Annotated in this window: 16 protein-coding genes and 1 riboswitch; of the genes, 11 read left to right on the forward strand and 5 right to left on the reverse strand. The window is 59.0% G+C overall.

Annotation, left to right across the window (positions count from 1 at the left end):
* The first annotated feature begins 40 nt into the window (after window positions 1-40).
* Window positions 41-766, forward strand: coding sequence for a copper homeostasis protein CutC (locus KUF55_RS04535; RefSeq protein ID WP_218818130.1), 726 nt, complete (start codon window positions 41-43; stop codon window positions 764-766).
* A complete protein-coding gene (locus tag KUF55_RS04540; RefSeq protein ID WP_132361741.1) occupies window positions 767-1570 on the forward strand; it encodes a DeoR/GlpR family DNA-binding transcription regulator in 804 nt (267 codons plus the stop codon).
* Here the strand turns inward: KUF55_RS04540 and KUF55_RS04545 are convergent.
* The gene (locus KUF55_RS04545) at window positions 1567-2409 is read right to left on the reverse strand and encodes a phosphotransferase family protein (protein WP_132361739.1); all 843 of its coding nucleotides are present in this window, start codon (window positions 2407-2409) and stop codon (window positions 1567-1569) included. The two genes, KUF55_RS04540 and KUF55_RS04545, sit on opposite strands and share 4 nt — an antisense overlap.
* A 63-nt stretch (window positions 2410-2472) precedes the next feature.
* Here KUF55_RS04545 and KUF55_RS04550 point away from each other — a divergent pair, with 63 nt between their 5' ends.
* The gene (locus KUF55_RS04550) at window positions 2473-3285 is read left to right on the forward strand and encodes a CPBP family intramembrane glutamic endopeptidase (protein ID WP_132361737.1); all 813 of its coding nucleotides are present in this window, start codon (window positions 2473-2475) and stop codon (window positions 3283-3285) included.
* Between the two features lie 365 nt (window positions 3286-3650).
* On the opposite strand, the gene KUF55_RS04555 is transcribed toward KUF55_RS04550, so the two are convergent.
* On the reverse strand, window positions 3651-4295 hold the full coding sequence (locus KUF55_RS04555) for a VOC family protein (protein WP_132361735.1): 645 nt from the start codon (window positions 4293-4295) through the stop codon (window positions 3651-3653).
* Between the two features lie 167 nt (window positions 4296-4462).
* Window positions 4463-4578, forward strand: a riboswitch (SAM riboswitch).
* A 71-nt stretch (window positions 4579-4649) separates the two neighbouring features.
* Between KUF55_RS04555 and KUF55_RS04560 the strand changes: the two genes are divergently transcribed.
* Together KUF55_RS04560 and KUF55_RS04565 are read left to right on the forward strand one after the other, a co-directional pair.
* A complete protein-coding gene (locus KUF55_RS04560; protein WP_132361733.1) occupies window positions 4650-5996 on the forward strand; it encodes a bifunctional o-acetylhomoserine/o-acetylserine sulfhydrylase in 1347 nt (448 codons plus the stop codon).
* On the forward strand, window positions 5993-7141 hold the full coding sequence (locus KUF55_RS04565; RefSeq protein ID WP_218818131.1) for a homoserine O-acetyltransferase: 1149 nt from the start codon (window positions 5993-5995) through the stop codon (window positions 7139-7141). Before KUF55_RS04560 ends, KUF55_RS04565 begins: the two co-directional genes overlap by 4 nt.
* Window positions 7142-7304: 163 nt before the next feature.
* Here KUF55_RS04565 and KUF55_RS04570 read toward each other — a convergent pair whose 3' ends face one another.
* Window positions 7305-8165, reverse strand: a complete 861-nt coding sequence (locus KUF55_RS04570) for an SGNH/GDSL hydrolase family protein (protein ID WP_255557314.1) — start codon at window positions 8163-8165, stop codon at window positions 7305-7307.
* Window positions 8166-8256: 91 nt separating this feature from the next.
* Here KUF55_RS04570 and KUF55_RS04575 point away from each other — a divergent pair, with 91 nt between their 5' ends.
* The 3 genes from KUF55_RS04575 (at window position 8257) to KUF55_RS04585 (ending at window position 10429) form a co-directional block, all read left to right on the forward strand.
* A complete protein-coding gene (locus tag KUF55_RS04575; protein WP_132361727.1) occupies window positions 8257-8913 on the forward strand; it encodes an alpha/beta hydrolase in 657 nt (218 codons plus the stop codon).
* 107 nt (window positions 8914-9020) lie between these two features.
* A complete protein-coding gene (locus tag KUF55_RS04580; RefSeq protein WP_132361725.1) occupies window positions 9021-10082 on the forward strand; it encodes a hypothetical protein in 1062 nt (353 codons plus the stop codon).
* Complete coding sequence (locus KUF55_RS04585) at window positions 10079-10429, forward strand: GntR family transcriptional regulator (RefSeq protein ID WP_132361723.1); 351 nt, start codon at window positions 10079-10081, stop codon at window positions 10427-10429. Before KUF55_RS04580 ends, KUF55_RS04585 begins: the two co-directional genes overlap by 4 nt.
* A gap of 30 nt (window positions 10430-10459) precedes the next feature.
* Here the strand turns inward: KUF55_RS04585 and KUF55_RS04590 are convergent, their stop codons facing one another.
* Complete coding sequence (locus tag KUF55_RS04590; RefSeq protein ID WP_255557315.1) at window positions 10460-10687, reverse strand: RNA-binding S4 domain-containing protein; 228 nt, start codon at window positions 10685-10687, stop codon at window positions 10460-10462.
* A gap of 146 nt (window positions 10688-10833) precedes the next feature.
* Here KUF55_RS04590 and KUF55_RS04595 point away from each other — a divergent pair, with 146 nt between their 5' ends.
* From KUF55_RS04595 to KUF55_RS04605, 3 genes are all read left to right on the forward strand, one after another.
* Window positions 10834-11814, forward strand: a complete 981-nt coding sequence (locus tag KUF55_RS04595) for a DMT family transporter (protein WP_218818132.1) — start codon at window positions 10834-10836, stop codon at window positions 11812-11814.
* Window positions 11811-12800, forward strand: a complete 990-nt coding sequence (locus KUF55_RS04600; RefSeq protein WP_132361719.1) for a DMT family transporter — start codon at window positions 11811-11813, stop codon at window positions 12798-12800. The genes KUF55_RS04595 and KUF55_RS04600 overlap by 4 nt, the downstream gene beginning before the upstream one ends.
* Before the next feature lie 260 nt (window positions 12801-13060).
* Entirely contained in the window at window positions 13061-13648 is a 588-nt protein-coding gene (locus KUF55_RS04605) for a carboxymuconolactone decarboxylase family protein (protein ID WP_132361717.1), read from the forward strand.
* A gap of 84 nt (window positions 13649-13732) precedes the next feature.
* Here the strand turns inward: KUF55_RS04605 and KUF55_RS18990 are convergent, their stop codons facing one another.
* Window positions 13733-13786 (reverse strand): hypothetical protein, encoded by a 54-nt coding sequence (locus KUF55_RS18990; RefSeq protein ID WP_370630982.1) that lies wholly within the window; start codon window positions 13784-13786, stop codon window positions 13733-13735.
* Window positions 13787-13981 lie beyond the last annotated feature (195 nt).

A 13981-nucleotide genomic window follows, 5' to 3' on the forward strand; every position in this document is an offset into this window, starting at 1 on the left:
GGAAGATCAGAAGCCCCAAAAGCTGCCGCTAGAAATTGTTGTGACGTCCGCACGTGGTGCTGCCACCGCGGTGAGCGCCGGCGCCGACCGGCTCGAGCTCTGTGAAGCCCTAGAAATAGGTGGCATCACCTCCAACCCTGAGCTTGTTGCAGCAGTGCTGAACGAGGCCGCCGGGGTAGGCGTGCATGCCCTCATTCGTCCACGCGGTGGAAACTTCGTGTATTCGACCCAGGAGGTGGAACTGATGTTGGCCCAAGCCCGACGCACCGCGTCATCTGGGGTGGCCGGATTGGTGGTGGGAGCCCTTGACGCCGCGGGAAATGTTGACGTCGAAATCATGCGGAAACTCATCGATGAAGTCCGAACGATTAACCCGAACCTGGAGCTGACATTCCACCGAGCCATCGATGACTCCGCCGACCCCGTACGTGCGCTGAGCGAGGTGATCGAACTCGGTTTCACCCGCGTTCTCACAAGCGGGGGAGCCCCAGCGGCACCCGACGGGCTCTCCGTCCTTGCTCGTATGGTTCAGGCCAGCGCCGGAAAAATTCAGGTCATGGCCGGTGGTGGGATGCGCATCGAATACATCGAGAAGATGCTCGCTGCCGGGATCGATGCCGTGCATTTTTCCGCGAAAGCTTCGTCCCCGGACGCCAGCTACATGGTGACGGATGGAAATATCGTGGCGGCGCTTCGTGACACCATAGATTCGTTGGCCTTTACGGCACGCATCCCCATGATTTTCGATAATGAGGCAGGGCACTAATTGAAACGCGAAGAGCGACTCAGCACCATCTTGGAGTTGCTGGCCGAATCAGGACAGATTGAGGTCGAGGATATTGTGCGCCGGTTGGCCGTTTCCCCGGCCACCGCGCGCCGAGACCTCGACTCGTTGGCAGCTGCCTCGCTGTTATCACGAACTCACGGCGGAGCCGTCAGCCATGCTGTGGCCTATGACCTGCCGGTGAGATACCAAAAGGAAGACGCGACGGGGCAGAAACACGCCATTGCCGCGCACGCCGCCTCGTTGGTGTCCCAGGACATGATTGTTGGACTTTCCGGAGGCACCACCGCGAGTGCCATCGCCACGCAGCTGGGAATGCGCCGAGACTTGGTCAACGATTCGGGACGCCCCACGTTCACGGTCGTGACTAATGCCGTGAATATCGCCTCGTTGCTGGCGGTCCGCACGCACGTGAAAGTCATGGTGACCGGAGGGATACTTAATCCCCGATCCTATGAACTTGTGGGCCCCTTTGCCGAGCAAACACTGGAGAAGGTCACCCTCGATGTGGCGTTTGTCGGTATCAATGGCCTCGAGGCCAGTGTTGGTCCCACCGTTTCCGATGACATGGAAGCAGCCATCAACAACCTGATGATCCGGCGGGCTCGGCAAAGTTATCTGGTGTGCGACTCCTCCAAGATTGGGCATAGTGCCTTTGTCTCCCTCGAGCAGTCGACCTTCACCGCGCTGATCACCGACAGTGGGATCACCGACGAGCAAAAAAGGGTTCTCATCGAGGCAGGCATTCCCGTCATCGTTGCTGACCCGGAGACTAAAAGTCGTTAGTCGCGTGCTGCCGTGGCCGCAGCAAGCAGACGCGGCCGAATCTTCTCCAGCAGTGTTGTGAGATCTCGCTGGGGGCGCAGCGAGGCGTCGTAGAGGCTTTCCAGTCCCATGGCACCCAGCCACACACGCGCCCGCCATGCCTCATCTGGGGTCGGTGCCAACTGCTCGATGAGCTCCGAACCGTGCCACATGCTCAGGTAGGCGGTATTGAGGGCGGGGTCCCAGGCCGCTGCCAGATCCCAATCTAGGATCCCGATCAAGGCTCCATCGTCCCAATGAAGATTGTGTCCCGCGAGATCACCATGGACCAGAGACGGAGTGACATCGGCAAAGGTGGCGACTGTCTGCGAGATCAGGAGTGCCTCGTTGGCGAGTTCGGGAGGCAATAGCCGGAGGGTTGCTTGGGTTTTTTCCTCGTTCCAGGGCCCCGCGAACGCGAACGGCTCGGCGAGGAGACCGGTGATTTTTGCCAGATTTACCGAAGCGAGTTCCTCGATAATCCCGCGCAGTGTTGAAGCCTCGCCGCTATGTGGTGGATGGGCTCGGCCAGGGATATAGCGTTGGACAACGGCCGAAAAATCGTCACCATGGAACACCTCACTGAGCGCGGTGGGTAGTTCAAAAGTGAAACTGGTTTCCAATGCTTGAACAAGATCGACCCTGCGCTGCATATCCTTTGCCGCTTCGGGCGTTCTACTGATGCGCAAAACAGCCTCGCCGGGAGCGATCAGGACGAGGTGAAATTGTCCGCCTTCTTCCACACGTGCAGATTTCCAATCCGGCCCGGGCATGAGGGACGCGGCCAGTTCATATTCGCTCGGGTGGGCAGCACGTGTCATGGCTCTATTTTCACAGGTCAACGCGCAGGGGAGGGGAGCGCCACACAACGTAGGATCAAAGACATGAGCTCAAACGTTCCCAAGGAGACCCAGATCAGCGAGCCATCGGAACGATCCGAGGCGGAAACGCTCCAACGCCGCGGACTCATCATAGAACTATTGATCGTGCTCGGCCTGTCACTGGGAAAATCGGGCATCTATTCCATCGTTAACCTCGTTGACAAGATGACGCGAGCGCCCCTTGGATCGCAAACCACATCGCTGAACAACTCGCTTAATCAGCGACAGTATTTTGATCTGACATATCAGCTGCTAGATATCTTCTTCGCCCTGGTTCCGGTGATGTTGGTGTTGTATCTGCTCTTTAGGAATCCCGGGGGTAGCCCCTTTGACCGGCTTGGCTTCAATATGAAGAAGCCGCTGTGGGACCTGGGGTGGGGCGCCGGCCTGTTCCTCGCGATGGGTATCGGGACGCTGGGTGTCTACGCCCTGGGCCGACTACTCGGATTGACCACGATCATTGTGCCGGCGGCATTGGATGACTATTGGTGGACGGTCCCGGTCCTCATTTTCTCGGCGATCCGCCACGGCATCCTAGAAGAAGTTGTTGTTGTCGGGTACCTCTTTGATCGACTTGGACGATTGGGTTGGGGCAAATGGCAAATCATAGTCACGAGCGCAGTGCTGCGCGGCAGCTACCACCTCTATCAAGGCATTGGACCGTTCGTCGGTAATGTCGCCATGGGCATGATCTTTGGGTACGTGTACTCCAGGAAGGGCAGGGTCATGCCGCTGGTCATCGCGCACGCCTTCTTGGACATCGCCGGATTTGTTGGTTATGCGTTATTGGGTTCCGCGATTGGCTTGGGCACGTAAAACACAGATAGATCGTCATTTTGAACAGCCATGCGCTACCCAGTATCCGAATGCTGGGTAGCGCATGGCTCAGTTGAGGAAATCAGAACCGGAGCGCCGCCGGGGAACGCCAATTGTCGCGGCCGGGCGCTGTATGCGCCGATTGGAGCCTCGACGGCGCGGTCATTCGTAGAACGCCGCTTGGCTTGAGCCGCACCGGGTCGGGCCTTCTATGGTGTTCAGTCGTGGCTTTCCGGCGCATCGCTTCGGCCCCGTGACTGACCGTCCATAAAGTCCATGAGTCGTTAACACCGAAGGAGGTGTGGTTGAACCGAATTCCGGTTCAACCACACCTCCTGATATTCGGGTGTCGGTTTGTCGCGCAGTTAGAGCGTGACCGAGCCCGATGGCGTTTCAAAGGTCACCGAGAGGATTCCCGGCGTCCCGTTGGGAGCTTGCCAATCAACAACAACGTCTCCAACGGGCAACTGTTCGGGCTGTCCGAGCCAGTCGGCAACGCGTTCGCTGGAACCGGCAATGCTGATCGAGGAGATCTTGCCAACCGGTTCAAGCGCCTTTGAAGGATGCAGGTTTTCGGTGCCGTCATCCCAACGCAGCATGTAGGGAACTTGAGGATCGGCAATCAAACCGTTGATGCCGATCTGACGCCACGTGAGTTCCTGTCCGTCCGGGAACTTCCGGTTTCCTGGCACCGAGCCGCGACCGAGGCGTTCTTCGAAGGGTGCCAAATCGTCAACTGCAACACACCAGCCCATCCAACCTCCACCAAGTTCGGAACGGGCACGAACTGCCTGCCCAAACGGTGCCTTGTCGGAAGACGGGTGGTTCAGAACCTCAACAACTTCCAGGTACTGGCCGTTCCTCAGCGGGAAGATGACATTGCGTGTCCCAAAACGTGGGTGTACACCGCCCTTTACAGATTCGAGTCCAAGGGCCTCGCCGATCCGAGCGGCAGTTGCCGCGAGGCCGTCGGGTCCACAAGCATAAGTTACATGGTCCAACCTCATCATGTGCCTATCATGGCACTTTGTGATCTGCCTCTCGAGTTAGGCTTACCTAACTTGCATTAGCTGGTCTCCTGCTAAGGTCGCTCGCAGTAGTGAGAAAGTGACCAGATTCGTCATATTGCGAGACGTGGTTGCCAAGATATGAAGCATTACGCCAAACTTGTTTCCAAGGTCATGAGTTTCAGCAGATAGCCCCGGCTTGCTGAACGGCAACCCTCCACCGCGGTGGGGTGCCCCGGGTGAAGACCAGGCCCCATATCAAAAAGATGTGGGACAAGCGCGGGATTGCCCCCAGCATTGACACGGCCCCACTCGGGCCGGCTTTGGGCATACCCCAGAAACATTGAAGGGTACGTCATGTCCGAGAATTGGTCCTTTGAAACCCGTCAGATCCACGTTGGACAGGAACCTGACGCAGCAACCGGTGCGCGCGCACTGCCGATCTACCAAACCAGCTCCTTTGTCTTCCCGAGCGCGGAAAGTGCAGCCGCACGCTTCGCCCTCGCCGAGCTTGCACCGATCTACAGTCGCATTGGCAACCCAACGCAGGAAGCCGTAGAAACGCGCATCGCCAACCTCGAAGGCGGTGTTGGGGCCTTGCTCTTGGCCTCGGGTCAAGCAGCAACCACCCTCGCGATCCTGAACATTGCCGAGGCCGGAGACCATATCGTCGCCAGCCCGAGTCTCTATGGTGGAACGCAGAACCTGCTGAAGCACACGCTGCGCAAGCTCGGGATCGAAGTCACCTTTGTTGCCGATCCGGATGATCTTGCCCTGTGGCGGGAAGCGGTCAAGCCCAATACCAAGGCGTTCTTTGGAGAGGTCGTTTCCAACCCGCGCCAGGACGTCTTGGATATCGAAGGTGTCTCTGCCATCGCGCACGAGGTCGGTGTGCCACTGCTGGTTGATAACACCTTGGCCACCCCGTACCTGATCCGTCCGATCGAATGGGGAGCGGACATTGTGATTCACTCCGCCACCAAGTACCTCGGCGGACACGGCACGGCCATCGCGGGTGTCATCGTGGATTCGGGCAACTTCGACTTCGCCGCAGATCCCGTAAAGTTCCCGGGCTTTAACACTCCCGACGAGTCTTACAACGGTCTAGTCTTTGCGCGTGATCTTGGCGTCAACGGTGCCTTGGGCGCCAACCTGGCCTACATCCTCAAGGCTCGCGTGCAATTGTTGCGTGACCTAGGAGCATCGGTTGCACCGTTCAATGCCTTCCTGATTGCACAGGGTCTTGAAACTCTCTCATTGCGTATTGAACGTCATGTAGCCAACGCGGTTGACGTTGCGTCATGGCTGGAGGCGCAGCCGCAGGTACTAGGTGTGCGTTACGCGGGCATCCCGTCCAGCCCGTGGTTTGAACGTGGTCGTAAGTATGGTCCGCGCGGTACCGGTGCCGTGGTCGCCTTCGAAATTGCCGGAGGCAGCAGGGCCGGTCAGGCCTTTGTTGACGGGTTGACACTTCACTCGCACGTAGCGAATCTCGGCGACGTGCGCTCGTTGGTCATTCACCCGGCGTCGACCACACACGCCCAGTTGACGGAGGCCGAGCAGCTGGCTGCCGGTGTCTCACCTGGACTCGTGCGCTTGAGTGTGGGCATTGAGAATGTCGTTGACATCATTGCAGACCTGAAGTCCGGATTTGATGCTGTGGCACTGCTCGTTGATGATGTTGAGCTGCAAGAAACCCTATGAGCCTGGAGACAAAAGTGGTGCTTTACGATGCAGAAACCGCGGCGGCCTTGGACTTTGCGCCCGACGGTATCCTGAGGCACCTACCCACCGGCGCGTACACCTTTGAAACGGGTGGGACGCTTCCAAGCGTTGTCCTGGGTTATGAAACGTGGGGCACGCTCAACGAGGACGCATCGAACGCTGTGTTTATCGCCCACGCGCTTACGGGCGACAGCCACGTAGCGCGTGGGGCGTCAACCGAAGCTGGCTGGTGGGATGGCTTCATCGGCCCCGGTAAGACGGTGGACACGGATCGGTTCTTCGTGGTGGCCGCCAATATGATTGGCGGCTGCTCCGGGACTACCGGACCGGCCAGCCTAGATCCTGAGGGTCAGCCGTGGGGGTCTCGTTTTCCCTTCACGACCATCAAGGATTCGGTGCGACTTGAAGCGCGTCTGGCAGATGCACTGGGGATCCAGGCATGGCATACCGTGTTGGGTGGCTCCATGGGTGGAGCCCGCGCCCTGGAATGGGCGGTGGAATTCCCGGAACGCGTTAGAAATTGTGTGGTGGTGGCCTGCACCGCCGAGTCCTCGGCGGATCAGATCGCCTTTGCCCAGGTGCAAAGCGCTGCCATCCGGCTAGACCCCGATTTTGCCGGCGGTGACTACTACGCAAACGACTCGGTCCCATCGGCTGGATTGGGCGTTGCTCGGCGCCTGGCCCACGTCACATATCGCACCGCTGCCGAACTGGATCTGAGGTTCGGGCGCAACGCTCAAGGCGAGGAACTGCCTGTGGGCAGCCCAAGCCTGAACCGTGGGCGGTATCAAGTAGAAAGCTATCTGGATCACCAGGCGAGCAAATTGGCGAACCGCTTTGACGCCAATAGCTATCTGGTGCTGACCGAGGCGCTCATGAGCCATGACGTGGCCCGTGGGCACGGATCGCTTGAGGATGCCTTGGGACGCGTGGAGGACGTGAACTTCTTGGTCGCGGCGGTGGATTCGGATCGACTGTATTGGCCCGAACAGTCCGAGCGGCTGGCAAAGTCGCTGCCAAATCCGTGCACGGTTCAATACATCACCTCGCCGATCGGCCACGATGGTTTTCTGACTGACATTGAGCAGCTCAGCGACGCGCTCAGTGAGAATATTTTCAGCTAGATTTCCCCATCTAGCAGGTAGCTTTCATGGCAAAGGGTGGGTAGGAGGAGAAAAATTCTCGTCCTACCCACCCTTTGCCATGTCCCGACGCGTGGAGCCCGCTTGTTCCCTTGGGGTGCCCCATGAGGCGAATTGACCCGTGGGACGGTCACGCTGATCAGGTTTAGACAGCCGGACCGTGGCCCAACGAGGTATTGATTGGCTTTTCGGTGAACGGGGTAGCCAGCGGTCGCTTGGCGGTGATGCCATCACCGGAGGACTGGTGGCGAAGCCGTCGCAATACCCACGGGGCCAGATGAGCGCGAGCCCAAATAAGGTCATCTCGCCTAGCCTCACGCCAGTTCTTGGCATCAATCTCACTGGCTGGAACATGTTTCAGGTTATGCGGAACATTCAACGAGTCAAGGGCCATGGCCGCAATGGTGTGGTGCCCCAAGGGAGAAAAATGCAGGCGATCCTCGGCCCACATTTGTGGTTGGTGCAGTTCCTGAAGCGACCACATATCTGCCACCACGGCGTCATAACGCGCAGCGATGGTCCGAACGTTTTCGTTGTAGATGGCTACCTTGCCACGAATGCCGCCAAGTACGGGTGTATCTCGAATATCTGGCCCGTTGAAGAGCAGGATCGTGGCACCGGAGGTCGCCAAGACCCGCACGAGCGCATCGAGTTTGTCGGCAATCGCATCAGGATCCCCGCCCGGTCGGATGACGTCGTTTCCACCCGCGCACAGACTAATCAAATCGGGTTTGAGTTCGAGAGCTGGTGCTGCTTGCTCGTCAAAGATCTGGTTGATGAGCCGGCCGCGGATGGCCAGATTGGCGTAGGCAAAGCCTTCGACGTTTTGGCTCAGCTGCTCTGCAACGCGATCCGCCCAGCCACGGTTTCCCCCGGGGCTCTGTGGATCAGGATCACCGATGCCCTCCGTGAATGAATCGCCGATGGCGACGAATCGGCGCCAGGGGTGTAATGCTTCGGTGGGGGAGGCGGATTCTTCGGCGGTAGGGTCTATGAAGTTGTTCACAGATACATTCCTATCAAAGAATACGTGCGAAGCCCAAGCTAATGCTCCCTGGCATTTGAGCGGTGTCGTAGATTTCTGCTTGACTGGGTGGGTGAGCGAAACAAGTTGGAATCCCACTGTCATTTGGTCCCGCCCCGAAGCCGAACGTGCAGGAACGCCACTTTTGGTGCTCCTGCATGGATACCTCTCCAATGAAGAGGACCTGATGGGCCTGGCCCCCATGCTGCCGGAAGAATTGACCATTGTCTCCGTCCGGGCGCCCCAGGCCCTGGGACCGGGCTACACCTGGTTCCCGCTGATGCAGGATCTGGATTACTCATTTGATGCCGTCAAGGCATCCATTGAGGATCTGTGGTCATGGCTGGAACCGATTGCCAAGCAGCATTCGTCGGTGAGCCTGCTCGGCTTCTCCATGGGGATGGCGGTGGCGACCTCCCTGCTACGTCACCAGCCCGAGGCGATTACCACCGTCATTGGCCTCTCGGGGTTTGCCGTTCCAGAAGAGGGTGAGGGCTTCTTCGACGACAAAAAGCTCAAGGAAATGAACAAGCCGGTGTTCTGGGGTCGAGATCAGGCGGATCCAGTGATCACGCAAGACAAGATCGAATACACCCATGCCTGGGCCACTCAAGACGTGCACGTGACCAAGGTGCTGTACACAAATATGTTCCACTCGGTCAATGCGCAAGAGATGTCTCACGTGCACGAGTTCCTGACTCACGTTGTGCTCAAGGGTGCCTCGGTCTAAAGAGGCTTGTACCTCCCTATTGACACAAGGGAAAACTCCCTGCTTGTATTGGTTTATTGATACAAGGGGGGCCGCTTCGGCGTCCTCCTCCAGGCAAAGGGACGCTCATGGTCAACGGATTTGCTCTGCTGGTGTTTCTCGGCTTCGCAGTGGGGCTGCTCGTACTAGTTCGGCGGACCATCTTCACCCAACACCGCTCTGATCTGCGCATACTTGGTGCCGTAGCTGATCGGCAAGAGCGATCCGTTGCCCACAAGGTCTTGCGCGTGCTGCGCGCCCGAAACATCGTTGTGCTGGTTGCCCTGGTGGTTGGGGGAGCGCTGGCCTGGAACCTTCACGAGCAGTTCCCCTCGGCCGCCGGATTGCCGTTGGCCGTGGCACCTGCGGGTATGTGGGTCCTCGCCTCGGCTGTCCTTGCCTGGTGGCCACTACCGTATGAGTTTGCGGATTCGGGCAGTGTGGCTTCCTCGGTGGCGAGCGCTGATCTAACACCACGGTCCACGGCAACTTTTGGTCCTCGGTGGGGAATCATTGTGCCGACAGTTTTGTTGGCGGCCACCACCGTTGGGTTACTTGTTGCCGGAATCCTCTCCGGAACCGACGAAAAAGGTCGCTTCCGGAACTTGCCCTACATTTCGGCCAACGGCGCCGAGCTGGACAACAACATGGTGGTGACGCACATTCAACTGGGTCACGGGTCGGTCGGTCCCTTCCCCGGGTGGTACTACGGGCTGCCGGTACTGGGCCTGTTGCTGGTGGGTGCCGGGTTGAGCCTGTGGGCTTTGCATAGCAATGCGCGCCGACCTCGCCTGCGAGCGACTAAACTTCTGGCCTTCGACGATGCGGTGCGTACCAATGTTGGATTCGTCATCAGTACGGGGTTCAGCGCGATGCTTTGTCTCCAAGCCGCACCGTTAATGTTGTTCGCAGCCTCGGCACTATTTAGCTCGGGTCAAAGTACTGCCTATGAGGTGGGGCAGGTCGCCGAGGCTGCCACGATTCCGGACACGGTCCTCGACCCCGTGCTGGGAACACTTGCGGTAGTCATTGCCGTGGTGGCACTGATGCTTTTAGTCATCGGCACGATCTTGTTGGTGCGCTGGCTGGGTTGGATGACAACAACTCTGCGTCCATTGAAGGAACACTCCACGACCACGGTGATTGCATGATCACTCTTGATACGACCCATCCCAGCGGCCCCGCTGAACAGATCCGCGCCCAGATCACGGCCCTGATTCAGTCCGGCGAGTTGGCGGCTGACGCCAGGCTGCCGCCGGTACGACAGCTGGCCGGGGACCTTCGGGTAGCCGCCGGCACGGTAGCCAAGGCCTATAAAGAACTTGAATCAACCGGATTGGTGCGCACCGGACGCGCCAACGGAACCCGAGTCAACCCCGGCCTCGTGCTAGAAACTCCAACGCTCAAGGACGTCCAGCGACTGGTCGCTGCGGCACGCAAGGCAGGACTGAGCCTAGAGGATGTCCAAGGCATCATCGCGGTGAGCTGGAACGCCTAAAACCAACTGCGAATACATCTTGATAAAGAATTAAGCCGTTTCTACGGTGATGCTGTCGCCACCGAGGCTGACGATGTCGCCCTTGCGGATCTGTGCGCCACGACGAGTTTCGATCGCGCCGTTGACCTTCACCAGACCGTCTTCGATTAACTGCTTCGCGTGGAATCCGTCGTCTGCAAACGATGCAAGCTTGAGCAGCTGACCGAGTCGAATTGATTCGTCGCGGATTTGGATGGGGAAAGTCTCGGAATTTGCCATGTATCCATCATCGCGCATCCGATGCCACAGGGAAGCACTCGGATGCTCCACAGTGCTCGTTTGTGGTGCGTTAGACACAAAATGTCCAGTCGAGGCGTTGCGCGGCGTAGGTTGAGATGGAAATAGTTTGTCCCTGAAGGAGTCACGTGGCCAGCCCCGACACACGTTCTAACGCGTTACCGCTGGCCATGGCCGGTGCAGCAGGCATCTTGATGCCCCTGCAGGCGCTGATCACCTCGAATGCAGCACTTTACTTGGGTGGGTACCTTGCTGCAGCACTATTTAGCTCCATCACGTCGCTGGCCTGCCTCTTGGTGGCTAGCCTAGCGATTCCTGCCGCCCGGGCCGGATGGAAACGTTTCGGAGCCGTATGGCGAGAACGAACAATTCCACGCTGGTACATCTTGGCGGGAGTGATCGGTGCCTATTACATGCTCGCTCAGGCGCTAAGCGTCGGGAACATCGGATTAGCACTCTTCGCCGTGGCCGTGGTGGGAGCCAGAACAATTTCGAGCATCCTCATCGATGTGATTGGCTTTAGCCCAGCAGGCAAACAACCGATCACCCGCCGCAGGATCATTGGCGCCGCGATTCTGGTCATCGGTGCCGTCATCGCAGCATGGGACCCCATCACCCATAGCGGCCAGTCACCTGCTGCTGTCATTTCCTTAGCCATAGCCGTTGTTGCTGGTCTATTGGTCAGTTTTCAACAATCAATGAATGGCCGGGCCGGGCAAGCCTATGGTTCGACCACCACAGCAACCGGGCTCAACTATCTCGCCTCATCGGCCGGACTCATCGTGGCCATGAGTATCGCCGGATTACTGCACATTGAACCGTTCGGCTACTCGGCGATCCCCGCCTGGTGGATGTATTTTGCCGGTCCGCTCGGGATCCTCTTTGTGGTCACCGGTGTCACCTTGGTCCCCAAGCTCGGATCCTTGGTCTTGGGCATTGGCCTTGTTACGGGGCAACTGCTCGGATCCCTGATCTTGGACCTGATACTCTCACCCGAAAAAGTGAGCGGCAATGAAATTGCTGGAACACTAGCAACGCTGCTTGCCGTCTTCATCGCTTCCTGGCAGCCCAATGGACGACCACGCTGGAAGGCACAAAAAGCATCATGACCCAAAGTAGCACCGCAACGGAAACGGCCCCACGGTCCAGGGCGCCGATCTATCTTGCTATTGCCGTGCTGGCCGGACTGGCCATGCCCATCCAGAGTCGAATCAACGGTGCCCTCGGACTTCACCTCGGAGATCCAATCGCGGCATCCTTGGTCAGCTTTTGCACCGGGCTGATCCTGCTGATCATCATCTCCTTGGTCGTGCCCTGGGCTAGGGCCGGAGCCCGTGAAATCCCGCGGGCGCTACGGGAAAAACGTTTCCCATGGTGGTACCTGGCGGCCGGCTGCGTGGGGGCATCGGTGGTCATTTCGCAGACCTACACCGTGCCACTGCTGGGAGTCGCGCTCTTTACCGTTTCCATCGTCACCGGACAGACTCTTGGGTCAATGCTCGTGGACAGCATCGGGTTTGGCCCCGGCGGGCGCCGCCGCATCAGCGGCGTACGCGCCATCGGGGCGCTGCTCACGATCGTGGGCGTCATCTGGGCCGTTAGCCCGAGACTCGCCACCACCGGGTCCATCAGTACATTGTTGCTACCAACCATCATTCCGCTGGTCGTTGGCTTCTTGATGGGATTTCAATCGGCGGCCAACGGTGTCCAAGCCCGAGCCTATGGAACCCCCGTGGCGGCAACGTTGATGAACTTTGGTGTCGGTGCAATCATGCTGGTCATCATCTTGTTGGTTCGGATGCCCTCCGTGGGCCTCCCACATGCCCTGCCGACCCAATGGTGGTACTACCTGGGTGGTCCGCTGGGCTGCATTTTTATCGGCCTTGCGGCGTTTCTGGTGAGGCACTTGGGTGTGCTGCTGACCGGACTTGGCATGATTTGCGGGCAGCTGGTGGGATCGCTGCTGATCGACGTGGTGGTCCCCGCGCCCGGTGCCGTGGTGAACGGGGCAACAGTCGCCGGAACAATATTAACGCTGGCTGCTGTCGCTCTGACCTCGGTGGCCGGCGGGCGAACACGCACAAGGCGTAACTAACTCTCGTTCTTCCTCCTCACCGCCGGAGCTGGCACCGTGGTGATGCTCCGTACCGCAGAACCGGTCCAAGATGGGGCGGCTGCCCCATGAGAGCAACGGATGCCGCGTTCTACACTGCAACCATCACGGGAAGAAGCAGTGGCCCGTGCGCGGAACGGCATGTGGTCGCAACCCGAGGAATACGTGGGTGCGGCACCGATGATCGCCTTCTGCGCGGCCAGGGCGACTGCTGAGAACCCTCGGGACCGAGGAGCAGGACCATGAGCATTCTTAACACCACGAGCGAATCCAACGCCGTCGGAGCCACGGCCGCGTTGTATGCGGCGGACCGGAGCGCACTGGGTTACGTACCAAGCCACACCAAGGTTCTGGCCCTGCACCCGGAGGCCTTTCAAGCGTGGAAGGCCCTGCAATCGACGATTGTTGCGTCGTTGGGGCCGCGCCGCTACGAACTGGTCACTCTGGCTGCGGCCCAGGGTATCGGTTCCGCGCATTGCCTGCTGGCCCACGGCTACAAGGCGCTACATTTCCTGGCCGAAGACCAACTACTGCGGATCGCCAAGGACTACCGCAACGCGGACCTGAATGAGGCCGAGGTGGCGATGATGGACTTCGCCCGCAAGCTGAGCACCAACTCGGACGCCATGGACGAGTCAGACAGTCTGCGCCTGCGAAGTCTAGGATTTAGGGACCGGGAGATCGTTGACATTGCTCTGGCAGCGGCGGCCAGAAACTATTTGAGCCGAATTCTTCAGGCCCTGGCCGTGGACGTTGATGTTCCGCCGCAACTGAACGAGAAAATGCGTCGGGCCTTGCTTGAGCCGCTGGGGCAGACAGCCGTCGGCTGAGTCAAACTAGGGATGATGAATCACCCCCCCTGACCTTCAAGACCGTGTGTCGGGAGCCGGGCGGGTGGCCAAGCGCGTGAGGTCTCAATGATTCGGGGTCTCGGTTTTACGCAGCATGTTTGAGATGTGCGTGCCCACGGTTTTTTCGCTGATTACCAGATTCTTGGCAAACTCCGGTTAGGTGAGCTGCCGGCGTCCCGGTGCTGGGTAGGTCAATCTTGATCCTTGCCCGGGCCGCAATTTCTAGCAGCGATTCGCTGATCGCCCATGCCTGAAGATCCTCTGCGGGCGGAATCGGCCATTGTCGTTTAAAAGAGCTCCGGATTTGCATTC

Origin of the sequence: Paeniglutamicibacter sp. Y32M11, from assembly GCF_019285735.1 — a bacterium.
Lineage (GTDB): Bacteria > Actinomycetota > Actinomycetes > Actinomycetales > Micrococcaceae > Paeniglutamicibacter.

Bases quoted from the DNA above. Each gene is read 5' to 3' on its own strand.
- KUF55_RS04585 (WP_132361723.1), top strand. From the start codon at position 10,079: ATGATCACTCTTGATACGACCCATCCCAGCGGCCCCGCTGAACAGATC.
- KUF55_RS04580 (WP_132361725.1), top strand. From the start codon at position 9,021: ATGGTCAACGGATTTGCTCTGCTGGTGTTTCTCGGCTTCGCAGTGGGG.
- KUF55_RS04560 (WP_132361733.1), top strand. From the start codon at position 4,650: ATGTCCGAGAATTGGTCCTTTGAAACCCGTCAGATCCACGTTGGACAG.
- KUF55_RS04600 (WP_132361719.1), top strand. From the start codon at position 11,811: ATGACCCAAAGTAGCACCGCAACGGAAACGGCCCCACGGTCCAGGGCG.
- KUF55_RS04605 (WP_132361717.1), top strand. From the start codon at position 13,061: ATGAGCATTCTTAACACCACGAGCGAATCCAACGCCGTCGGAGCCACG.
- KUF55_RS04555 (WP_132361735.1), bottom strand. From the start codon at position 4,295: ATGATGAGGTTGGACCATGTAACTTATGCTTGTGGACCCGACGGCCTC.
- KUF55_RS04590 (WP_255557315.1), bottom strand. From the start codon at position 10,687: ATGGCAAATTCCGAGACTTTCCCCATCCAAATCCGCGACGAATCAATT.
- KUF55_RS04550 (WP_132361737.1), top strand. From the start codon at position 2,473: ATGAGCTCAAACGTTCCCAAGGAGACCCAGATCAGCGAGCCATCGGAA.
- KUF55_RS04565 (WP_218818131.1), top strand. From the start codon at position 5,993: ATGAGCCTGGAGACAAAAGTGGTGCTTTACGATGCAGAAACCGCGGCG.
- KUF55_RS04545 (WP_132361739.1), bottom strand. From the start codon at position 2,409: ATGACACGTGCTGCCCACCCGAGCGAATATGAACTGGCCGCGTCCCTC.